The organism is Enterobacter sp. 22466 (assembly GCF_052044775.1).
Taxonomy (GTDB): Bacteria; Pseudomonadota; Gammaproteobacteria; order Enterobacterales; family Enterobacteriaceae; genus Enterobacter; species Enterobacter dissolvens.
The window spans coordinates 241,506-261,615 of the sequence record NZ_JBQENX010000005.1 but is presented as its reverse complement, the minus strand read 5'-3'; the positions used below and the strand labels follow the sequence as shown (position 1 = coordinate 261,615).

Here is a 20,110-nt window from a genome sequence, read left to right as displayed (position 1 = left end):
TTACCCAGAGAGAAGAGGCGAAAGCCAGTACAGCATCGCCATCCATACGATAAATCCACCCGTCAGCAGCGCGCCTGCGCCTTTGCCGATTTGTCTTTGCCGCCGCCAGCAGAGCAGGGCAAAGATAACGCTCACCAGCAACATCACCCCGTAATCACGTGAGAAGGCCAGCGGGTTAAACGGCCCAGGCGTTATCAGGGCTGGCAGGCCCATGACGATGGCGATATTAAAGATGTTGGAACCGATAATATTGCCGATGGCGATGTCATCTTCACCTTTACGCGCGCCCGCGATGGCCGTGGCCAGTTCCGGCAGACTGGTACCGATAGCGATGACGGTCAGGCCAATGGTCAGTTCGCTCATGGCGAAATAGTTCGCCAGCACCGTCGCGTTATCCACGATCATGCGTGTTGCCATTGGCATGATGATTAACGCGACACCCAGCCAGAGCAGCGCAACCGGCAGCGTGCCTTCACGCGGCAGTTCCGCGACCTGTTCACGCGTCAGGCTGTCATGTCCCTGTTTTTCCGCCTGGCGGGCGATTTTAACACTATACAGCAGCCAGATGACCGCCAGTGCCAACAAGAAAATGCCGTCACTGTAGCTGAGAACGCCATCGTAAAATACGCATCCTGCCAGCAGGCTTACGATTAACATTAGCGGCAATTCCCGGCGCAGAACATCAGAATGCACGCGAAATGGATGCAGCAGCGCGGCCAGACCTAAAATAAGCAGAATATTGACGATGTTAGAGCCAATCGCGGTGCCGACAGCAAGGTCTATCTGACCATGCAGCGATGCCGTAACAGAGACGATGATTTCAGGCAGGGAGGTGCCAACACTGACAACGGTCATCCCGATGACAACAGGCGGTACGCCACTCAGACGGCAAAGGATCGATGCAGCAAATACCAAACGGTCAGCACTGTAGACCACCAAAAGTAAACCAATTATTAACAGTGCTGTTGCTAAAAGCATCAAAAGTCCTTTCTTCAGGTATACTCGCCGGTCCACCGCGCGGGAATTGTTAGCGCTGCATATAGCCTAAGACGTAACGAATTCCTAATTTTGACTTTATGCGCCGGAAAAGTAAAACAAATGCCAGCTTTCGCTAACCTCTACGGCTAATATTCTGTAAAAATGTGGGGTTTAGGGCTGATTTAAGCTTCACGCTTCGCATGAAGCAGGGTAAGAAAGGAACCGTAAATGAGCCAAACGACGGCGAATTTAGTCGATGTCCGTGGGGTGAGTTTTTCTCGCGGCAACAGATTGATCTTTGATGATATTTCGTTGACCGTCCCGCGTGGCAAAATTACTGCCATTATGGGACCGTCCGGGATCGGTAAAACGACCCTGCTGCGACTTATCGGTGGGCAGATCCCACCCGATAGCGGTGAAATCCTCTTCGACGGTGAAAACGTTCCGGAGATGTCGCGATCGCGCCTGTATACTGTGCGCAAGCGTATGAGCATGCTCTTTCAGTCGGGGGCCTTGTTCACCGACATGGACGTCTTCGATAATGTCGCCTATCCGCTGCGCGAGCATACGCACCTTCCGCCGGAGCTGCTGAAAAGCACGGTGATGATGAAGCTGGAAGCGGTAGGGCTGCGGGGTGCCGCAAAACTGATGCCGTCAGAGTTGTCAGGCGGGATGGCGCGCCGCGCTGCGCTGGCGAGAGCCATTGCCTTAGAACCCGATTTAATCATGTTCGACGAACCGTTTGTCGGGCAGGATCCTATTACGATGGGTGTGCTGGTGAAGCTTATCTCTGAATTGAACAGCGCGCTCGGCGTCACCTGCATTGTGGTTTCTCACGATGTGCCGGAAGTGTTGAGTATTGCCGACTATGCCTACATTGTGGCAGACAAAAGGATCGTCGCGCACGGCAGCGCCCAGGCGTTGCAGGAAAACTGCGATCCGCGAGTACGGCAGTTCCTCGACGGTATTGCGGATGGGCCTGTGCCGTTCCGCTATCCTGCGGGCGACTATCGTGACGATTTATTGGGAATAGGGAGTTAAGCCACTCATGCTGTTAAATGCGTTGGCCGCTCTTGGACACCGTGGCATAAAAACCATCAGGACGTTCGGGCGCGCCGGATTGATGTTATTCAACGCGCTGGTCGGCAAGCCGGAATTCCGTAAGCATGCGCCTTTACTGGTGCGGCAGCTTTATAACGTCGGCGTGCTGTCGATGCTCATCATCATTGTGTCCGGTCTGTTTATCGGCATGGTGCTGGGGCTGCAGGGCTACCTGGTTCTGACGACCTACAGTGCGGAAACCAGCCTCGGGATGCTGGTGGCGCTTTCGCTGCTGCGTGAACTGGGACCGGTTGTGGCGGCACTGCTGTTTGCCGGACGCGCAGGATCGGCGTTAACCGCTGAGATTGGTCTGATGCGTGCCACCGAGCAGCTTTCCAGTATGGAAATGATGGCGGTCGATCCGCTGCGTCGTGTTATCTCACCCCGTTTCTGGGCAGGGGTTATCTCCTTACCGTTGCTGACTATCCTGTTTGTGGCTGTCGGTATCTGGGGCGGTTCGCTGGTGGGCGTTCACTGGAAAGGCATTGATGCCGGTTTCTTCTGGTCTGCCATGCAGGACGCCATCGACCTGCGAATGGATCTGATTAACTGTTTGATTAAAAGCGTGGTATTTGCCATTACGGTCACCTGGATTGCGTTATTTAATGGTTACGATGCCATCCCGACGTCGGCGGGCATCAGCCGTGCAACTACACGTACTGTCGTACATTCGTCGCTGGCCGTACTGGGTCTGGATTTTGTGCTCACCGCACTGATGTTTGGGAATTGAGTTCATGCAAACGAGAAAAAATGAAATTTGGGTCGGCGTGTTCCTGTTGCTGGCGCTGCTGGCCGCACTGTTTATCTGCCTGAGAGCGGCGGATATCACTTCCGTGCGTACCGAACCGACTTATCGCATCTATGCCACTTTCGATAATATCGGCGGGCTGAAGGCGCGCTCACCGGTGCGTATTGGTGGCGTGGTGATCGGCCGCGTGTCTGACATTACGCTTGATGAGAAAACCTATCTGCCGCGCGTGGCGATGGATATTGAAGAGCGTTACAACCATATCCCGGACACCAGCTCGCTTTCTATCCGCACCTCTGGCCTGCTGGGCGAACAATATCTGGCACTGAACGTTGGCTTTGAAGATCCTGAGCTTGGAACGACTATTCTTAAAGACGGTAGCGTGATCCAGGATACCAAGTCCGCGATGGTGCTGGAGGATATGATTGGTCAGTTCCTTTACAACAGTAAGGGAGATGATAAAAAGTCCGATGCTGCCCCTGCGCAGACTGAAGATCATACCAACGTCGCACCGACACCTGGCACGACGAATTAATTTCAGGAGAAGTCATTCATGTTTAAACGACTGTTAATGGTTGCCATGCTGGTTATTGCCCCTCTTACGGCAGCACATGCTGCAGATCAGAGCAACCCGTACAAACTGATGGACGAAGCCGCGAAGAAAACCTTCGATCGTCTTAAAAACGAACAGCCTAAAATTCGTTCTAATCCTGATTATCTGCGTGATGTGGTCGATCAGGAACTGCTGCCTTATGTGCAGATCAAATATGCCGGTGCGCTGGTGCTGGGGCGTTATTACAAAGACGCTACCCCTGCACAACGTGAAGCCTACTTTGCTGCATTCCGTGAATACCTGAAACAGGCTTACGGCCAGGCGCTGGCGATGTACCATGGCCAGACCTACCAGATTGCACCTGAACAGCCGCTGGGGGATGCCACCATTGTGCCTATTCGCGTCACAATCATCGATCCTAACGGTCGTCCACCGGTTCGCCTGGATTTCCAGTGGCGTAAAAACAGCCAGACCGGCAACTGGCAGGCGTATGACATGATCGCCGAAGGGGTGAGCATGATCACCACTAAGCAGAATGAGTGGAGCGACCTGCTGCGTACCAAAGGCATCGATGGCCTGACCGCCCAGCTGCAGTCCATCTCTCGCCAGAAAATCACCCTGGACGAGAAGAAGTAATGTCGCAGCAACTGAGCTGGTCACGTGAGGGCGAGACGTTAACACTGTCCGGAGAACTCGATCAGGATCTGCTTAACCCATTGTGGGATAAGCGCCATGAAGCCATGCAGGGCGTTACGCTGATCGATTTAAGCCACGTCACGCGGGTGGATACGGCAGGGATCGCGCTGCTTGCTCACCTCGTTGCGGTGGGGAAAAAGCAGGGGGCAACCGTTACGCTTCACGGTGCGAGCGATAATGTCGTGACCCTGGCGCAGCTCTATAATCTCCCTCAGGACGTACTGCCCCATTAATATTTTCAGCGCGTTACTTCTGAAAGCCCTGACAGTTTCATCGTCGGGGCTTTTTGCTTGTTTAAGACGACGCCACTTTGCTCTAAGATGTTGGGCTTGTTTTCACTATCAGATGATTAAGAACCCATGGAAAATCATGAAATCCAGACAGTGCTGATGAATGCACTCTCCCTTCAGGAAGCCCACGTCACTGGCGATGGCAGTCACTTCCAGGTTATTGCTGTGGGTGAGATGTTCGACGGTATGAGCCGTGTGAAGAAACAGCAGGCTGTCTATGCGCCGCTGATGGAATATATTGCGGATAACCGCATCCACGCCCTGTCGATTAAAGCGTTCACCCCGCAAGAGTGGGCACGCGATCGCAAACTAAACGGTTTTTGAGCTGAGGGCGATGCGCCCGCAGCACGGTTGAATTTATAAGAGAGCACACCATGGATAAATTTCGTGTACAGGGGCCAACGCGCCTCCAGGGCGAAGTCACAATTTCTGGCGCGAAAAACGCCGCGCTGCCGATTCTCTTTGCGGCGTTGCTCGCGGAAGAGCCGGTAGAAATTCAGAACGTACCGAAGCTGAAAGATATCGACACCACCATGAAGTTGCTCACCCAGTTGGGGACGAAAGTCGAGCGTAATGGTTCCGTCTGGATCGATGCCAGCAATGTTAACAACTTCTCAGCACCTTACGACCTGGTGAAAACCATGCGTGCATCCATCTGGGCGCTTGGCCCGCTGGTGGCGCGTTTTGGCCAGGGACAGGTGTCACTACCGGGTGGTTGCGCCATCGGCGCGCGTCCTGTTGATCTCCACATCTTCGGTCTGGAGAAGCTGGGCGCGGAGATCAAACTGGAAGAAGGTTACGTTAAAGCGTCCGTTAATGGCCGTCTGAAAGGCGCGCACATTGTCATGGACAAAGTGAGCGTTGGCGCAACCGTCACTATTATGTCTGCGGCGACGCTGGCTGAAGGTACTACCATCATTGAAAACGCCGCGCGCGAGCCGGAAATTGTGGATACCGCAAACTTCCTCGTGGCGCTGGGCGCAAAAATCGCTGGCCAGGGTACCGATCGCATCACCATCGAAGGCGTTGAGCGCCTGGGCGGCGGTGTTTATCGCGTTCTGCCAGACCGTATCGAAACCGGGACTTTCCTGGTAGCAGCGGCTATTTCTGGCGGCAAGATTGTTTGCCGCAATGCGCAACCTGACACCCTGGATGCGGTGCTGGCGAAGCTGCGTGAAGCGGGCGCGGATATTGAAACCGGTGAAGACTGGATCAGCCTCGATATGCACGGTAAACGTCCGAAAGCGGTCACCGTTCGCACGGCCCCGCATCCGGCATTCCCGACCGATATGCAGGCACAGTTCACGTTGCTGAACCTGGTGGCGGAAGGTACCGGTGTGATCACCGAGACTATCTTCGAGAACCGCTTCATGCACGTACCGGAACTGATCCGTATGGGCGCTCATGCAGAGATCGAAAGTAACACAGTGATTTGCCACGGCGTTGAGAAACTGTCCGGTGCGCAGGTTATGGCTACCGATCTGCGTGCGTCTGCGAGCCTGGTATTAGCGGGTTGTATCGCGGAAGGAACGACGGTTGTGGATCGTATCTACCATATCGATCGTGGTTACGAGCGTATTGAAGACAAACTGCGCGCGCTGGGTGCCAATATCGAGCGTGTGAAGGGCGAGTAATCGTTCCGGCAGCCCCCTGCCAGAAATGACCGGGGGGTTGCTGTTCCTGTCAAAAAAGCGCCTCAGACTGACTGCTCTTTCTTCGTTTTTTTCTGGCGAATCATGCGTGTTCTGTCGATAAATTCATGGGTAATGGGATCGTGGTAACGCGAGGGCCAGATTACCCACGGATGCGTCTCCAGCGCCGACGCAATGATCAATTCACCTTTTGGCCAGGGGCGAGTCAGGGCATTTGCCAGCGTTGAAGAGCTCAACCCATTGCGGCGTGATTCTGCGGCGAGCGACGTTCCTTTTTTGCGCAGCGCAGCAATGATATCTGCTGAGTGCCAGTCGATAAATTTCATATCCATAAAGCTGTCCTTGTGTTCGTAATCACCCATGTCATTTCTACTGAAACGACGGGAGTTACTATACTCATTTCGAACACGGGTCCTAAAAAGTTCGTGTTACTTGAAGGAATATTCAGAATAAGACATAGCTTTATTCATGCGGCCTGTAAACCTGTGATTTTACGTGAACAGGGAATTTATAAGCACTTATAAGAATCTCCCCGCGACGGGCACGGGGAGAAGAGAGGCATTAACGATCGCGCTGTACGGCGATGTGGGCAAGACCGATTAACGCATCGCGCCACGGACTGTCAGGAATGACCTGAAGTGCCGCGATGGCTTTATCCGCCTCTTCTTCAGCGCGCTGACGTGTCCATTCCAGCGAGCCACAGATAGCCATTGTTTCCAGTACCGGTTCCAGAAGATGGCGACCATTTCCCTGCTCGATCGCTTCACGGATCATTTTCGCCTGGTCAGCCGTTCCGTTGCGCATGGCATGCAGCAGCGGCAGGGTCGGTTTGCCTTCATTGAGGTCATCGCCGACGTTCTTGCCGAGCGTTTCGCCATCAGCACTGTAGTCCAGCAAATCGTCAATCAGCTGGAATGCGGTCCCCAGATAACGGCCATAGTCCTGCAGCCCTTTTTCCTGCGCAGCGGTACAGCCAGCCAGAATACCGGAACATTGCGCGGCGGCTTCAAAGAGGCGCGCCGTTTTGCTGTAGATCACGCGCATGTAGTTTTCTTCGGTGATGTCAGGGTCGTTGACGTTCATCAGCTGCAGTACTTCGCCTTCCGCGATCACGTTAACGGCTTCAGACATCACTTCCAGCACTTTCAGAGAACCGAGGCTGGTCATCATCTGGAAGGCGCGGGTATAGATAAAATCGCCGACCAGAACGCTGGCTGCGTTGCCGAAGGCGGCGTTTGCCGTGGCTTTCCCGCGGCGCATGTCCGATTCATCCACAACGTCATCATGCAGAAGCGTTGCAGTGTGAATAAATTCGATCAGTGCAGCGATAGTGACATGGGCATTTCCCTGATAGCCAACGGCTCTGGCAGCCAGGATGGCAATCATCGGGCGAATACGTTTACCGCCACCGCTGACGATGTAATAGCCCAACTGATTGATTAGCTGAACATCAGAGTTGAGTTGTTCCAGGATTGCTGCATTCACACCCGCCATATCTTGCGCGGTTAACTCGTTGATTTTTTCTAAATTCATCGCAAAAGCCGGGCTTTTTATCCTGTTTATCCCATCTTCAATGGGGTAACGAAGGGTTTCGGTTTATCAATAGTATTGCTGATTGTACTGAAAAAACGGCTCAGATAAACGCTACCGTACGTGTTGTGTTTTTTTTCTTCATGTATTGACGGTAGCACTTGTCAAAGGCTCGCGTTTTGCGTAATATTCGCGCCCTATTGTGAATATTTATAGCGCACTCTGATTCATACGAGGATGTGCGCGGAAGCGGAGTTTATATGTACGCGGTTTTCCAAAGTGGTGGTAAACAACACCGAGTAAGCGAAGGTCAGACCGTTCGCCTGGAAAAGCTGGACATCGCAACTGGCGAATCTGTTGAGTTCGCAGAAGTTCTGATGATCGCAAACGGTGAAGAAGTCAAAATCGGCGTTCCTTTCGTTGATGGCGGCGTTATCAAAGCTGAAGTTGTTGCTCACGGTCGTGGCGAGAAAGTTAAAATCGTTAAGTTTCGTCGTCGTAAACACTACCGTAAGCAGCAGGGCCACCGTCAGTGGTTCACTGATGTGAAAATTACTGGCATCAGCGCCTAAGACCTGAGGAGAGATTTAAATGGCACATAAAAAGGCTGGCGGCTCCACACGTAACGGTCGCGATTCAGAAGCTAAACGCCTGGGCGTTAAGCGTTTCGGTGGCGAATCCGTTCTGGCGGGCAGCATCATCGTTCGTCAACGTGGTACCAAATTCCACGCTGGCAACAACGTAGGTTGCGGTCGTGACCACACTCTGTTTGCTAAAGCAGACGGTAAAGTGAAATTTGAAGTTAAAGGCCCGAACAACCGTAAATATATCAGCATCGTTGCTGAGTAAGGTTTTCTCGGTCCGGTAACGGATTAAAGCCCCGCAACCTGTTGCGGGGCTTTTTACATTGGAAACCCGGTAATTTTTTCTGTAGGGAAAACGGGCATGAAGCAGCAGGCCGGCATTGGTATTCTTTTGGCGCTCACAACCGCAATGTGCTGGGGTGCGCTGCCAATTGCAATGAAGCAGGTACTGGAAGTGATGGAGCCGCCTACGGTGGTGTTTTATCGCTTTCTGATGGCAAGTATCGGCCTGGGTGCCATTCTCGCTGTTAAAGGTAAGCTTCCACCATTGCGTCTCTTCCGTAAACCGCGCTGGCTGGTGTTGCTGGCTATCGCGACCGGTGGACTGTTTGGCAACTTCATACTGTTCAGCTCTTCCCTGCAATACCTCAGCCCGACAGCGTCGCAAGTGATTGGTCAACTCTCACCGGTCGGCATGATGGTCGCCAGCGTCTTTATCCTCAAGGAGAAGATGCGGGGTACGCAGATTATCGGGGCGAGCATGCTGCTATGTGGTCTGGTGATGTTCTTCAATACCAGCCTGATAGAGATTTTTACCCGACTGACCGATTACACCTGGGGTGTGATCTTCGGTGTGGGGGCAGCAACAGTCTGGGTGAGCTATGGTGTCGCGCAAAAGGTGTTATTGCGTCGTCTTGCTTCACAGCAGATCCTCTTTTTGCTGTACACTTTGTGTACAATAGCATTATTGCCGTTAGCGAAGCCGGGGGTGATTACCCAGCTTAGCGACTGGCAACTGGCGTGCCTCATATTTTGTGGGCTGAATACGCTGGTCGGTTATGGCGCGCTGGCCGAAGCAATGGCGCGCTGGCAGGCAGCACAGGTGAGCGCATTGATTACGCTCACTCCGCTGTTTACGCTGTTATTTTCAGATTTGTTATCAATGGCCTGGCCCGATGTCTTCGTCAGACCGATGCTCAACCTGTTGGGCTATCTCGGTGCGTTTGTCGTGGTTGCGGGCGCGATGTATTCCGCCATTGGTCATCGTCTCTGGGGGCGTTGGCGCAAAAATGAAGCGGTTGTAGTAGTCCCCCGCTCAGGCGAATGAGTTACGGAGAGTAAAATGAAGTTTGTTGATGAAGCGACGATCCTGGTCGTGGCAGGTGATGGCGGCAACGGTTGCGTGAGCTTCCGCCGTGAAAAATATATCCCACGTGGCGGCCCTGACGGCGGCGACGGTGGTGACGGCGGTGACGTGTGGCTGGAGGCGGATGAGAACCTCAACACGCTGATCGACTACCGTTTCGAAAAATCTTTCCGCGCAGAACGTGGCCAGAATGGCCAGAGCCGTGACTGTACCGGGAAACGCGGTAAAGACGTGACCATCAAGGTGCCAGTCGGTACGCGTGTGATCGATCAGGGTACAGGTGAGACCATGGGCGATATGACCAAACACGGTCAGCGTCTGATGGTCGCAAAAGGCGGCTGGCACGGTCTGGGTAACAGCCGTTTCAAATCTTCCGTCAACCGTACACCGCGTCAGAAAACGATGGGTACGCCGGGCGATAAGCGCGACCTGCAACTGGAGCTGATGCTGCTGGCTGACGTGGGTATGCTGGGTATGCCAAACGCCGGTAAATCGACGTTTATTCGTGCCGTCTCCGCAGCGAAGCCAAAAGTGGCGGACTATCCGTTTACCACGCTGGTGCCAAGCCTGGGCGTTGTCCGTATGGATAACGAGAAGAGCTTCGTGGTTGCCGATATCCCGGGTCTGATTGAAGGTGCTGCTGAAGGTGCCGGTCTGGGTATCCGCTTCCTGAAACACCTTGAGCGCTGCCGCGTACTGCTGCACCTGATCGATATCGATCCGATCGACGGGTCCGATCCGGTAGAAAATGCCCGTATCATCGTCGGCGAGCTGGAGAAATACAGCGAGAAACTGGCGAACAAACCGCGCTGGCTGGTCTTTAACAAGATTGACCTGATGGATAAAGCCGAAGCAGAAGCAAAAGCGAAAGCCATTGCTGAAGCGATGGGTTGGGAAGAGAAATACTACCTGATCTCCGCGGCAAGCCAGGTTGGCGTGAAAGATCTCTGCTGGGATGTGATGACCTTTATCATCGAGAACCCGGTTGTTCAGGCGGAAGAAGCGAAGCAGCCTGAAAAAGTGGAATTCATGTGGGATGACTACCACCGTCAACAGCTTGAAGAGCTGGAAGCGGAGGAGGAAGACGACTGGGACGACGACTGGGATGAAGACGACGAAGAAGGCGTCGAGTTCATCTACAAGCACTGATGACCACAGAAGGCCCCTGTTGATACAGGGGCTTTTTTTATTCCAGTGTTGAAGGCAGCCAGCAGCTGGCGATGAGACCGCCTTGCGCGCCATTCTCCAGCGTCAGTTTTCCGTGGTGAAGCTGCACGATGCGTTGCACGATACTCAGACCCAGGCCACTACCGCCGTAGCGCTGGTCGAGACGACGGAACGGCTCGGTGATCGACTGCCGGTGCGCTTCATCAATACCGGGTCCCTGATCGATAACGCTGACCCGCGTACCGCCGTCCAGGCCGGTTAATGTCACGGTGATGGTTGTTCCTGCCGGGCTATAACGTCCGGCATTCTCCAGCAGGTTACGCAGCATCAATCGCAGAAGCACCGCGTCCCCCTGCACCGTTAGCGGGCTTTTGGCCGGCCATATCACCGTATGTTCTTTGGCTTCATGCTCAAGGCCAAGCGGGGTGATGATATTGTCTGTCCAGTTCACCGTCTCGTAGTGGCCGCTTGCCATCGCCTGCCCGGCACGCGCCAGCATGAGCAACTGTTCAATGGTATGCATGAGCTGATCGATACGGCTGATGAGTGTCGAAGCCTGCGGCGAACCTGACTGCGCCATGAGTTCCAGATGCAGCCTGATCCCGGCGAGAGGCGTGCGCAGCTCGTGCGCAGCATCGGCGGTAAAGAGTCTTTCCTGCTGGATGGTGTGATCCAGCCTGGCGAGCAACTGATTCAGAGAGGTGGTGACGGCACCGATTTCTTCCATATCGGAATACATTGGCAGCGGGGTCAGGTTGTCCGCGGAACGATTCGCCAGACTGGCACGCAGCTTGTTCAGGGGGCGGGTTATCCAGGTAACTGCCCAGAAGGAGAAGAGCAGGGTGAAGCCAACCATCACCAGGGAGGGGACCAACAGCGAGGCAATCGCTTCGCGGATCTCTTTTTCAACGTGGTTGTTGCGTGATTTTGCCGACAACGTTTCATTGACCAGAAAACCAATCTGTTCGCGGCTTTCATGCCAGAGCCAGATTACGCTTATCAACTGGAAAAATAACAGAATAACCGCCAGCAGAACCATCAATCGCCGACGCATGCTGTTCATTTCTGGCTCTCCAGACGATAGCCCACACCGCGTACGGTTTTTATCCTGTCTTTACCGAGTTTGCGCCGCAGATTGTGAATGTGCACTTCAAGGGTGTTTGACCCCGGATCGTCTTGCCAGGAGTAAATATCCTGCTGGAGGGTTTCTCGGTGAACCGTCTGTCCGCTCCGCATGATCAGACGCGTAAGCAGAGCGAACTCTTTGGGGGTGACCTCAACGGGCTGGGACTCACGCAGCACCTGCTGGGTTTGCAGATTCAGCGTAATATCCCCGTCGGTGAGTAAGTTATCACTATGCCCCTGATAGCGGCGGATTAAGGCCCGCACGCGCGCCTGTAGCTCAGCAAGGGCAAAAGGCTTCACCAGATAATCATCCGCGCCGGAATCAAGGCCGTTGATACGATCTTCGATGGCATCACGTGCCGTCAGGATCAACACCGGGTTGTCGACACCGCGGCGGCGCCACTGGCTTAACAATGTGGCACCGTCTTTATCTGGTAAGCCAAGATCGAGGATCACCAGACTGTATTCCCCGCTCTGGATCAGGGCATCCGCCTCTGCCGCCGTGGCGGCACAGTCGAGGGCATATCCTTCATTGGCCAGCGCAAGCGCCAGCCCTTCCTGTAATAACAGATCGTCTTCAACTATAAGTAGTTTCATCGCTAGTTATTCTGGTAGATGTCCTTATAAAGCCTGCTTTCGAAGCGTACCAGCGGGATACGGCGATTGCGCTGGTCGGCCGGTTCGACGGCATAGCCGGAAAGATACTGCACGAATGCCATGCGTTGCCCGCTGGCGGTAGTGATGAAGCCTGCAAGGTTGTAAACCCCCTGCAGTGAACCTGTTTTAGCGGACACTTTACCGTCCACACCGGCAGCGTGAAGGCCGGCCCGGTACTGAAGTGAACCGTCATGCCCGGCAAGGGGCAGCATCGAGATAAAGTTTAGCTCAGTGTCATGTTGTGCAATGTACTGAAGCACTTGCATCATGGTTGCCGGAGAGATCAAATTGTGACGCGATAACCCGGAGCCATCGACAGCGATAGTATTGCCCAGATCGATGCCCGCCTGCTGACGCAGGATCTGACGCACGGCGTCGGAGCCCGCACGCCAGGTTCCCGGAACACCGAAACGCGCGTGACCAATCATGCGGAACACGGTGTCGGCGATCATATTGTCAGACTTCTTCAGCATGATCCTTAGCAAATCGTGCAACGGCTCAGACTGTTTGCTGGCGATAACCGTGCCGGGTTGATTAACCTGCGTCTGACGCAGGAGAGTACCGGTATAGGTGATCCCAGCCTGTTTCAGTTCGTCCTTGAGAATTGCGCCCGCATAGCTTGCGCCATCCTGGATGGCGAAGGCCAGCGGTAGGGGATCGGCGCGTTGCGTCAGGCATCCGGTAAGGGTGAAGCGGTTAAGATCGCCGGGCACGACATCCAGTTCGCAATACTGTGCATCCGGGGAGCCTTTGGCCAGCGTACGGACCTGGCTGAACATGGTGACCGGGTAGTAAGACGCTACGCGAATAAACGCTAAATCGTCCGGTTTTGGCGCGCTGTAAAGCGAAATCGAGAAGCAGTTACGGTCAACAATAGCGGCCGCTGGCGGCGCGCTAAAGCACTGCGTCATGTCGTTCCACGGCCAGCCAGGGGCTTTATCGTGGCTGGCAAAGATGGAGGTATCGATCAACACGTTGCCATCGATCTTCTGCACGCCGGATTTTTTCAGCACCGCCACCATGTTGCGGATATCCTGGCGTTTGAAGGTGGGGTCACCGCCAAAGCGGGCGATGAGATCGCCTTTCAACTCACCGTCTTCAACCTTGCCTTTGGTCTCAAGGGTGGTGGTAAAACGGAAGTCAGGCCCGAGCTGAAGCAGGGCGGCGAGCGCAGTGATCACCTTCTGGGTACTGGCAGGCAGCGCCATTTGTTGACTGTGGTAGTCAATCTCTGGTGCCTGTGCCCCGACCTTCTGCACCATCAGTGCAAGGTTAGCACCGGCGGGTAGCTGATTAATGTACTCATCAACATTCGCGGCCTGAACGCTGAACGTTATACTGGTAGTCAATCCGATGATAAATCTGGAAAATCGCATAATCTCGCGCTAACAACCCGAAAACAAACCGTCATACTACGGTGCATAGCACTGCAAAGTAAACGATGACCCATAGTGAACTTCGCGGTAAAATGCGTATCAAATTGAAAATTGCTGCTGACCTGGGGCGTTGCTCCCGGGTCGGTTTTCTTTTTGCTTCTGGCCCGCTCATGAGGGCCGGGGCAGGGAACACTGCTCCCAACAGGAATGTTTAAGAGGTATAACAAATGCAAGCTATTCCGATGACCTTACGTGGTGCCGAAAAACTGCGCGAAGAGCTGGATTTCCTGAAATCGGTTCGTCGCCCTGAAATCATCGCCGCTATCGCGGAAGCGCGTGAGCATGGCGACCTGAAAGAGAACGCTGAATACCATGCGGCGCGTGAGCAGCAGGGGTTCTGTGAAGGGCGTATTAAAGATATCGAAGCAAAACTGTCCAATGCGCAGGTTATCGATATCACCAAAATGCCAAACAATGGCCGTGTGATCTTCGGTTCGACCGTTAGCGTGCTGAACCTGGACACTGACGAAGAGCAGACTTACCGCATCGTGGGTGATGATGAAGCTGACTTCAAACAGAACCTGATCTCAGTGAACTCTCCGATTGCCCGCGGCCTGATTGGCAAAGAGCAGGACGATGTGGTCACCATCCGTACCCCGGGCGGGGAAGTGGAATACGAAATTATCAAGGTTGAGTACCTGTAATTCGCCTCGCCACACAGATGTTGATACATTGTAAAGAAAGGAAAAAGGCCGCATAGCGGCCTTTTAACAACTCAAGGAGCATGGCATTTTGCTCACCTGCTGACAGAAATCCCTCGTTTTACACAGAAAATGTGTTTAATTCAGGATATCCTTAGCGTGGCAGCGAGATTTTACGCTCTTTAGTTGGGCGATAGAGCACCAGCGTTTTACCGATGACCTGTACATTACAGGCACCGGTTTCGCGCACGATGGCTTCCACGATCAAGTTCTTCGTGTCTCTGTCTTCAGAGGCAATTTTCACCTTGATCAGCTCGTGGTGTTCCAGCGCTTGTTCAATCTCGGCAAGCACCCCTTCGGTCAAACCATTGTTGCCAAGCATGACTACAGGCTTGAGCGGATGTGCCAGACCTTTAAGGTGCTGTTTTTGTTTAGTACTCAGATTCATCGTATATTTTTGCTTACGTTGGGATTGAAAACGGTTCATTCTACCGCCATCTCCCTTATATCGCCAAATAGCTGCGTAGAAATTTACGTCACAGGCAAGCAACGATGAACCAGGACGGAAATGTTAAATGACAGGTAAAAAGCGTTCTGCCAGTTCCAGCCGCTGGCTTCAGGAACACTTTAGCGATAAATATGTTCAACAGGCACAGAAAAAGGGGTTGCGTTCCCGTGCCTGGTTTAAACTTGATGAAATACAGCAAAGTGACAAACTTTTTAAGCCGGGGATGACGGTGGTTGACCTCGGTGCGGCACCTGGCGGATGGTCCCAGTATGCGGTAACGCAGATTGGCGGCACGGGCCGAATCATCGCATGCGATCTTTTACCAATGGATCCCATCGTTGGTGTCGACTTCCTTCAGGGCGACTTTCGTGATGAATTAGTGCTGAAAGCGTTACTTGATCGTGTAGGTGACAGTAAGGTCCAGGTTGTCATGTCAGATATGGCACCAAATATGTGTGGAACACCGGCGGTGGATATCCCCCGCGCCATGTATCTGGTGGAGCTAGCGTTAGAAATGTGTCGTGATGTACTAGCGCCTGGTGGTAGTTTTGTTGTGAAGGTGTTTCAGGGCGAAGGTTTCGAGGAGTACCTTAAGGAAATTCGCTCCCTGTTTGCGAAGGTCAAAGTTCGTAAGCCGGACTCTTCCCGGGCCCGTTCCCGTGAAGTGTATATTGTAGCGACCGGGCGAAAATGATAGCCGGTGGATTTCAGACGAAAGTTTGAATGACACTGGATATAGAGTATCCTGACGCTGTTTTTAACACAGTTGTAATATGAGGTTAATCCCTTGAGTGACATGGCGAAAAACCTAATACTCTGGCTGGTCATTGCCGTTGTGCTGATGTCAGTATTCCAGAGCTTTGGGCCCAGCGAGTCGAATGGCCGCAAGGTGGATTATTCTACCTTCCTGCAGGAGGTCAATCAGGACCAGGTTCGCGAAGCGCGTATCAACGGACGTGAGATCAACGTTACCAAGAAAGATAGTAACCGTTACACGACTTACATCCCGGTGAACGATCCTAAGCTGCTTGATAACCTTCTGACTAAAAACGTCAAGGTGGTAGGTGAGCCGCCAGAAGAACCAAGCCTGCTGGCTTCTATCTTCATCTCCTGGTTCCCGATGCTGCTTCTTATCGGCGTCTGGATCTTCTTTATGCGCCAGATGCAGGGCGGCGGTGGCAAAGGTGCCATGTCGTTCGGTAAGAGCAAGGCGCGTATGTTGACGGAAGACCAGATCAAAACCACGTTTGCAGACGTCGCCGGTTGTGACGAAGCAAAAGAAGAGGTGGGTGAACTGGTTGAATACCTGCGCGAGCCGAGCCGTTTCCAGAAGCTGGGCGGTAAGATCCCGAAAGGCGTCCTGATGGTCGGCCCTCCGGGTACCGGTAAAACCCTGCTGGCGAAAGCCATCGCGGGTGAAGCGAAGGTGCCGTTCTTTACTATTTCGGGTTCTGACTTCGTAGAAATGTTCGTGGGTGTCGGTGCATCTCGTGTGCGTGACATGTTCGAGCAGGCTAAAAAGGCAGCACCGTGCATTATCTTCATCGATGAAATCGACGCCGTGGGCCGCCAGCGTGGCGCAGGCCTGGGCGGTGGTCATGATGAACGTGAGCAGACTCTGAACCAGATGCTGGTTGAGATGGACGGCTTTGAAGGTAACGAGGGTATTATCGTTATTGCGGCAACTAACCGTCCGGACGTTCTTGACCCAGCGCTGCTGCGTCCAGGCCGTTTCGACCGTCAGGTTGTGGTTGGTCTGCCGGATGTCCGTGGTCGTGAACAGATTCTGAAAGTTCACATGCGTCGCGTACCGCTGGCGCCAGATATCGACGCGGCAATCATTGCGCGCGGTACACCGGGCTTCTCCGGTGCGGATTTGGCTAACCTGGTCAACGAAGCTGCACTGTTTGCTGCTCGCGGTAACAAGCGCGTGGTATCGATGGTGGAATTCGAAAAAGCGAAAGACAAAATCATGATGGGGGCGGAACGCCGCTCCATGGTGATGACGGAAGCGCAGAAAGAGTCCACGGCATACCACGAAGCGGGCCACGCGATTATCGGTCGCCTGGTGCCGGAACACGATCCGGTGCATAAAGTGACGATCATTCCGCGCGGTCGTGCGCTGGGTGTGACCTTCTTCCTGCCTGAAGGCGACGCGATTAGCGCCAGCCGTCAGAAACTGGAAAGCCAGATTTCAACCCTGTACGGCGGTCGTCTGGCGGAAGAGATTATCTACGGTGCGGAACATGTTTCTACCGGTGCGTCCAACGATATTAAAGTGGCGACAAACCTGGCGCGTAACATGGTGACCCAGTGGGGCTTCTCCGACAAACTCGGTCCACTGCTGTATGCAGAGGAAGAGGGCGAAGTGTTCCTGGGCCGCTCTGTGGCGAAAGCGAAACATATGTCTGATGAGACAGCTCGCATCATCGACCAGGAAGTGAAAGCGCTGATTGAACGTAACTACGGTCGCGCACGTCAGATCCTGAACGACAATATGGACATTCTGCATTCGATGAAAGATGCGCTCATGAAATATGAGACCATCGATGCTCCGCAGATTGACGACCTGATGGCTCGCCGCGAAGTGCGTCCGCCAGCAGGCTGGGAAGACCCAGGTGCTTCCAACAATTCTGACAACAATGGCACCCCGCGTGCGCCGCGTCCGGTTGATGAACCACGTACGCCGAACCCGGGCAACACCATGTCAGAACAGTTGGGCGACAAGTAAGTCACTGCTGTTGGTGAGTATGTCTGTACCTCAAACCCTGGAGCTTGCTCCGGGGTTTTTCTTTTCTGTTAAACCACATTAATACCAGGGATTTAACCATGAAACTATTCGCCCAGGACTCGCATCTCGATCTCTCACATCCGCATGTGATGGGGATCCTGAATGTCACGCCTGACTCCTTCTCTGATGGTGGCACGCATAACACGCTTATCGAGGCGGTTAAGCACGCCAATCTGATGATCAACGCGGGAGCCACCATCATTGACGTCGGCGGTGAATCGACGCGTCCAGGGGCGGCAGAGGTTTCGGTGGAAGAAGAGCTGGCGCGGGTGGTGCCGGTGGTAGAAGCGATCGCACAACGTTTTGAGGTGTGGATATCCGTCGACACGTCCAAGCCAGAGGTCATTCGCGAAGTGGCGCGAGTGGGTGCTCACATCATCAATGATATCCGCTCTCTCACCGAGCCAGGGGCGATTGAGGCGGCTGCGGAAACCGGGCTGCCGGTTTGTCTGATGCATATGCAGGGCCAGCCGAAAACGATGCAGGATGCGCCTAAGTATGAGGATGTTTTTGCGGATGTGAATCGCTTCTTTAATGAGCATATTGCACGCTGTGAGCGTGCAGGTATCGCAAAAGAGAAATTGCTGCTCGACCCGGGGTTCGGTTTCGGTAAAAATCTCTCTCACAATTATGAGTTGCTTGCGCGCTTATCAGAGTTTCATCATTTCGGCCTGCCGCTGCTGGTTGGCATGTCGAGAAAGTCGATGATTGGGCAGTTGCTCAATGTAGGGCCGAGTGAACGCCTGAGCGGTAGCCTGGCTTGTGCGGTGATTGCGGCAATGCAAGGCGCGCACATTATCCGTGTCCATGATGTTAAAGAAACAGTAGAAGCCATGCGTGTGGTGGAAGCCACACTGGCAGCGAAGGAAAAGAAACGCTATGAGTAACCGTAAGTATTTTGGTACCGATGGTATCCGTGGGCGCGTAGGCGATGCTCCAATCACCCCTGATTTTGTGCTTAAACTTGGTTGGGCTGCTGGCAAGGTTCTGGCACGTCATGGCTCGCGTAAAATTATCATTGGTAAAGATACCCGTATCTCCGGCTATATGCTGGAGTCCGCGCTGGAAGCCGGACTGGCCGCAGCGGGGCTTTCAGCTTCCTTTACGGGGCCAATGCCAACCCCGGCTGTTGCGTATCTGACGCGTACCTTCCGCGCGGAAGCTGGCATCGTGATTTCTGCCTCGCATAACCCGTTCTATGACAACGGCATCAAGTTCTTCTCCATCGATGGCACCAAGCTACCGGATGAAGTGGAAGAGGCGATCGAAGCCGAAATGGAAAAAGAGATCACCTGCGTCGATTCCGCTGAACTGGGCAAAGCAAACCGTATTGTTGATGCAGCTGGCCGTTACATTGAATTCTGCAAAGGGACCTTCCCGAACGAGCTAAGCCTGGCTCACCTTAAAATTGTGGTGGACTGTGCAAACGGTGCGACGTATCACATTGCGCCTAATGTTTTCCGTGAGCTGGGGGCGAAAGTGATCACCATCGGCTGTGAGCCTGATGGTCTGAACATTAACGAACAGGTCGGTGCGACAGACGTTCGTGCCCTGCAGGCACGCGTGCTGGCAGAAAAAGCGGATCTCGGCATTGCGCTGGACGGTGACGGCGACCGTGTGATCATGGTTGATCACGAAGGTAACAAGGTCGATGGTGATCAAATTCTTTATATCATCGCCCGTGAAGGCCTGCGTCAGGGGCAGTTGCGCGGCGGCGCCGTGGGTACCCTGATGAGCAATATGGGACTGGAGCTGGCGTTGAAACAGCTGGGTATCCCGTTTGTTCGTGCGAAAGTGGGTGACCGCTACGTGCTGGAAAAACTGCAGGAGAAAGGCTGGCGTATTGGCGCAGAAAACTCCGGTCACGTGATCCTGCTGGACAAAACCACCACCGGTGACGGCATCGTCGCGGCACTGCAGGTGGTAGCCGCCATGGCCCGCAATCATATGACCCTGCAGGATCTCTGCAGCGGTATGAAAATGTTCCCGCAGATCCTTGTCAACGTGCGTTTCACCGCAGGAAAAGGCGATCCGCTGGAAAACGAAAATGTAAAAGCCGTCATGACTGAGGTTGAAGCCGCGCTCGGCAGCCGTGGTCGTGTTCTGCTGCGTAAGTCGGGTACTGAACCGCTGATCCGCGTGATGGTGGAAGGTGAAGACGAAACGCAGGTGACGGAATTTGCGCACCGTATTGCGGATGCCGTTAAAGCTGCATAACTTTTCACAGTAAGTGTTTAAAAAGGCGGCGCTTGCCGCCTTAGTTTTAAGCATTTAATGGCTTTTTGCT

The 20,110-nt window shown here is 53.7% G+C and carries 23 protein-coding genes; 16 read left to right on the top strand and 7 right to left on the bottom strand.

The features are described from left to right. Complete coding sequence (locus tag ACTJJI_RS15485) at window positions 1-978, bottom strand: calcium/sodium antiporter (protein WP_014833451.1); 978 nt, start codon at window positions 976-978, stop codon at window positions 1-3. Between the two features lie 228 nt (window positions 979-1,206). Here ACTJJI_RS15485 and mlaF point away from each other — a divergent pair, with 228 nt between their 5' ends. The 7 genes from mlaF to murA all read left to right on the top strand — a co-directional run bounded on the left by mlaF (window position 1,207) and on the right by murA (window position 6,000). Then, on the top strand, window positions 1,207-2,019 hold the full coding sequence (gene mlaF / locus ACTJJI_RS15480; RefSeq protein WP_046887333.1) for a phospholipid ABC transporter ATP-binding protein MlaF: 813 nt from the start codon (window positions 1,207-1,209) through the stop codon (window positions 2,017-2,019). Between the two features lie 7 nt (window positions 2,020-2,026). Next, entirely contained in the window at window positions 2,027-2,809 is a 783-nt protein-coding gene (mlaE, locus tag ACTJJI_RS15475; RefSeq protein WP_008501454.1) for a lipid asymmetry maintenance ABC transporter permease subunit MlaE, read from the top strand. 4 nt (window positions 2,810-2,813) lie between these two features. Beyond that, window positions 2,814-3,362, top strand: coding sequence for an outer membrane lipid asymmetry maintenance protein MlaD (gene mlaD / locus ACTJJI_RS15470; protein WP_014833448.1), 549 nt, complete (start codon window positions 2,814-2,816; stop codon window positions 3,360-3,362). Window positions 3,363-3,380: 18 nt separating this feature from the next. After that, entirely contained in the window at window positions 3,381-4,016 is a 636-nt protein-coding gene (gene mlaC, locus ACTJJI_RS15465) for a phospholipid-binding protein MlaC (RefSeq protein WP_013098933.1), read from the top strand. Continuing rightward, window positions 4,016-4,309, top strand: coding sequence for a lipid asymmetry maintenance protein MlaB (gene mlaB, locus ACTJJI_RS15460; RefSeq protein WP_014833447.1), 294 nt, complete (start codon window positions 4,016-4,018; stop codon window positions 4,307-4,309). The genes mlaC and mlaB overlap by 1 nt, the downstream gene beginning before the upstream one ends. A 126-nt stretch (window positions 4,310-4,435) precedes the next feature. Beyond that, window positions 4,436-4,690 (top strand): BolA family iron metabolism protein IbaG, encoded by a 255-nt coding sequence (gene ibaG, locus ACTJJI_RS15455; RefSeq protein WP_008501458.1) that lies wholly within the window; start codon window positions 4,436-4,438, stop codon window positions 4,688-4,690. A 50-nt stretch (window positions 4,691-4,740) separates the two neighbouring features. Beyond that, window positions 4,741-6,000 carry a UDP-N-acetylglucosamine 1-carboxyvinyltransferase gene (murA, locus tag ACTJJI_RS15450; RefSeq protein ID WP_014833446.1) on the top strand — a complete coding sequence of 420 codons (1,260 nt, stop codon included), beginning with the start codon at window positions 4,741-4,743 and terminating at the stop codon, window positions 5,998-6,000. A 62-nt stretch (window positions 6,001-6,062) separates the two neighbouring features. On the opposite strand, the gene sfsB is transcribed toward murA, so the two are convergent. Then, window positions 6,063-6,350 (bottom strand): DNA-binding transcriptional regulator SfsB, encoded by a 288-nt coding sequence (sfsB, locus tag ACTJJI_RS15445; RefSeq protein WP_014833445.1) that lies wholly within the window; start codon window positions 6,348-6,350, stop codon window positions 6,063-6,065. Window positions 6,351-6,579: 229 nt separating this feature from the next. Continuing rightward, the gene (gene ispB, locus ACTJJI_RS15440) at window positions 6,580-7,551 is read right to left on the bottom strand and encodes an octaprenyl diphosphate synthase (protein ID WP_014833444.1); all 972 of its coding nucleotides are present in this window, start codon (window positions 7,549-7,551) and stop codon (window positions 6,580-6,582) included. A 257-nt stretch (window positions 7,552-7,808) separates the two neighbouring features. On the opposite strand from ispB, the gene rplU reads away from it, so the two are divergent. From rplU to cgtA, 4 genes are all read left to right on the top strand, one after another. Beyond that, a complete protein-coding gene (gene rplU / locus ACTJJI_RS15435; RefSeq protein ID WP_003025032.1) occupies window positions 7,809-8,120 on the top strand; it encodes a 50S ribosomal protein L21 in 312 nt (103 codons plus the stop codon). Window positions 8,121-8,139: 19 nt separating this feature from the next. Continuing rightward, the gene (gene rpmA, locus ACTJJI_RS15430; RefSeq protein ID WP_004385076.1) at window positions 8,140-8,397 is read left to right on the top strand and encodes a 50S ribosomal protein L27; all 258 of its coding nucleotides are present in this window, start codon (window positions 8,140-8,142) and stop codon (window positions 8,395-8,397) included. A 96-nt stretch (window positions 8,398-8,493) separates the two neighbouring features. Next, window positions 8,494-9,459, top strand: a complete 966-nt coding sequence (locus ACTJJI_RS15425; protein ID WP_014833443.1) for a DMT family transporter — start codon at window positions 8,494-8,496, stop codon at window positions 9,457-9,459. Window positions 9,460-9,474: 15 nt separating this feature from the next. Beyond that, a complete protein-coding gene (gene cgtA / locus ACTJJI_RS15420; RefSeq protein ID WP_014833442.1) occupies window positions 9,475-10,647 on the top strand; it encodes an Obg family GTPase CgtA in 1,173 nt (390 codons plus the stop codon). A 37-nt stretch (window positions 10,648-10,684) separates the two neighbouring features. On the opposite strand, the gene pmrB is transcribed toward cgtA, so the two are convergent. Genes pmrB through dacB form a run of 3 tightly spaced genes read right to left on the bottom strand, consistent with a single transcriptional unit; the run spans window position 10,685 to window position 13,823 of the window. Then, the gene (gene pmrB / locus ACTJJI_RS15415; protein ID WP_050859749.1) at window positions 10,685-11,728 is read right to left on the bottom strand and encodes a two-component system sensor histidine kinase PmrB; all 1,044 of its coding nucleotides are present in this window, start codon (window positions 11,726-11,728) and stop codon (window positions 10,685-10,687) included. Further along, the gene (gene pmrA, locus ACTJJI_RS15410; protein WP_014833440.1) at window positions 11,725-12,387 is read right to left on the bottom strand and encodes a two-component system response regulator PmrA; all 663 of its coding nucleotides are present in this window, start codon (window positions 12,385-12,387) and stop codon (window positions 11,725-11,727) included. Before pmrA ends, pmrB begins: the two co-directional genes overlap by 4 nt. A 2-nt stretch (window positions 12,388-12,389) precedes the next feature. Beyond that, window positions 12,390-13,823, bottom strand: a complete 1,434-nt coding sequence (dacB, locus tag ACTJJI_RS15405) for a serine-type D-Ala-D-Ala carboxypeptidase (RefSeq protein ID WP_046887336.1) — start codon at window positions 13,821-13,823, stop codon at window positions 12,390-12,392. 227 nt (window positions 13,824-14,050) lie between these two features. Between dacB and greA the strand changes: the two genes are divergently transcribed. Next, entirely contained in the window at window positions 14,051-14,527 is a 477-nt protein-coding gene (gene greA / locus ACTJJI_RS15400) for a transcription elongation factor GreA (RefSeq protein ID WP_013098923.1), read from the top strand. Between the two features lie 151 nt (window positions 14,528-14,678). Here the strand turns inward: greA and yhbY are convergent, their stop codons facing one another. Beyond that, entirely contained in the window at window positions 14,679-14,972 is a 294-nt protein-coding gene (gene yhbY, locus ACTJJI_RS15395) for a ribosome assembly RNA-binding protein YhbY (RefSeq protein ID WP_014833438.1), read from the bottom strand. A gap of 127 nt (window positions 14,973-15,099) precedes the next feature. Between yhbY and rlmE the strand changes: the two genes are divergently transcribed. The 4 genes from rlmE (at window position 15,100) to glmM (ending at window position 20,040) form a co-directional block, all read left to right on the top strand. Continuing rightward, window positions 15,100-15,726, top strand: a complete 627-nt coding sequence (gene rlmE, locus ACTJJI_RS15390) for a 23S rRNA (uridine(2552)-2'-O)-methyltransferase RlmE (RefSeq protein WP_003861812.1) — start codon at window positions 15,100-15,102, stop codon at window positions 15,724-15,726. Between the two features lie 102 nt (window positions 15,727-15,828). Beyond that, window positions 15,829-17,763, top strand: coding sequence for an ATP-dependent zinc metalloprotease FtsH (gene ftsH / locus ACTJJI_RS15385; protein ID WP_014833437.1), 1,935 nt, complete (start codon window positions 15,829-15,831; stop codon window positions 17,761-17,763). Between the two features lie 98 nt (window positions 17,764-17,861). Beyond that, window positions 17,862-18,710, top strand: coding sequence for a dihydropteroate synthase (gene folP / locus ACTJJI_RS15380; protein ID WP_014833436.1), 849 nt, complete (start codon window positions 17,862-17,864; stop codon window positions 18,708-18,710). Beyond that, complete coding sequence (gene glmM, locus ACTJJI_RS15375; protein WP_014833435.1) at window positions 18,703-20,040, top strand: phosphoglucosamine mutase; 1,338 nt, start codon at window positions 18,703-18,705, stop codon at window positions 20,038-20,040. Before folP ends, glmM begins: the two co-directional genes overlap by 8 nt. The last annotated feature ends 70 nt before the right edge of the window (window positions 20,041-20,110 follow it).

Bases quoted from the DNA above. Each gene is read 5' to 3' on its own strand.
- rplU (WP_003025032.1), top strand. From the start codon at position 7,809: ATGTACGCGGTTTTCCAAAGTGGTGGTAAACAACACCGAGTAAGCGAA.
- dacB (WP_046887336.1), bottom strand. From the start codon at position 13,823: ATGCGATTTTCCAGATTTATCATCGGATTGACTACCAGTATAACGTTC.
- mlaF (WP_046887333.1), top strand. From the start codon at position 1,207: ATGAGCCAAACGACGGCGAATTTAGTCGATGTCCGTGGGGTGAGTTTT.
- mlaC (WP_013098933.1), top strand. From the start codon at position 3,381: ATGTTTAAACGACTGTTAATGGTTGCCATGCTGGTTATTGCCCCTCTT.
- rpmA (WP_004385076.1), top strand. From the start codon at position 8,140: ATGGCACATAAAAAGGCTGGCGGCTCCACACGTAACGGTCGCGATTCA.
- sfsB (WP_014833445.1), bottom strand. From the start codon at position 6,350: ATGGATATGAAATTTATCGACTGGCACTCAGCAGATATCATTGCTGCG.
- ACTJJI_RS15425 (WP_014833443.1), top strand. From the start codon at position 8,494: ATGAAGCAGCAGGCCGGCATTGGTATTCTTTTGGCGCTCACAACCGCA.
- ACTJJI_RS15485 (WP_014833451.1), bottom strand. From the start codon at position 978: ATGCTTTTAGCAACAGCACTGTTAATAATTGGTTTACTTTTGGTGGTC.
- mlaD (WP_014833448.1), top strand. From the start codon at position 2,814: ATGCAAACGAGAAAAAATGAAATTTGGGTCGGCGTGTTCCTGTTGCTG.
- pmrB (WP_050859749.1), bottom strand. From the start codon at position 11,728: ATGAACAGCATGCGTCGGCGATTGATGGTTCTGCTGGCGGTTATTCTG.
- yhbY (WP_014833438.1), bottom strand. From the start codon at position 14,972: ATGAATCTGAGTACTAAACAAAAACAGCACCTTAAAGGTCTGGCACAT.
- pmrA (WP_014833440.1), bottom strand. From the start codon at position 12,387: ATGAAACTACTTATAGTTGAAGACGATCTGTTATTACAGGAAGGGCTG.
- mlaE (WP_008501454.1), top strand. From the start codon at position 2,027: ATGCTGTTAAATGCGTTGGCCGCTCTTGGACACCGTGGCATAAAAACC.
- mlaB (WP_014833447.1), top strand. From the start codon at position 4,016: ATGTCGCAGCAACTGAGCTGGTCACGTGAGGGCGAGACGTTAACACTG.
- ftsH (WP_014833437.1), top strand. From the start codon at position 15,829: ATGGCGAAAAACCTAATACTCTGGCTGGTCATTGCCGTTGTGCTGATG.
- folP (WP_014833436.1), top strand. From the start codon at position 17,862: ATGAAACTATTCGCCCAGGACTCGCATCTCGATCTCTCACATCCGCAT.
- rlmE (WP_003861812.1), top strand. From the start codon at position 15,100: ATGACAGGTAAAAAGCGTTCTGCCAGTTCCAGCCGCTGGCTTCAGGAA.
- murA (WP_014833446.1), top strand. From the start codon at position 4,741: ATGGATAAATTTCGTGTACAGGGGCCAACGCGCCTCCAGGGCGAAGTC.
- cgtA (WP_014833442.1), top strand. From the start codon at position 9,475: ATGAAGTTTGTTGATGAAGCGACGATCCTGGTCGTGGCAGGTGATGGC.
- ispB (WP_014833444.1), bottom strand. From the start codon at position 7,551: ATGAATTTAGAAAAAATCAACGAGTTAACCGCGCAAGATATGGCGGGT.
- ibaG (WP_008501458.1), top strand. From the start codon at position 4,436: ATGGAAAATCATGAAATCCAGACAGTGCTGATGAATGCACTCTCCCTT.
- glmM (WP_014833435.1), top strand. From the start codon at position 18,703: ATGAGTAACCGTAAGTATTTTGGTACCGATGGTATCCGTGGGCGCGTA.
- greA (WP_013098923.1), top strand. From the start codon at position 14,051: ATGCAAGCTATTCCGATGACCTTACGTGGTGCCGAAAAACTGCGCGAA.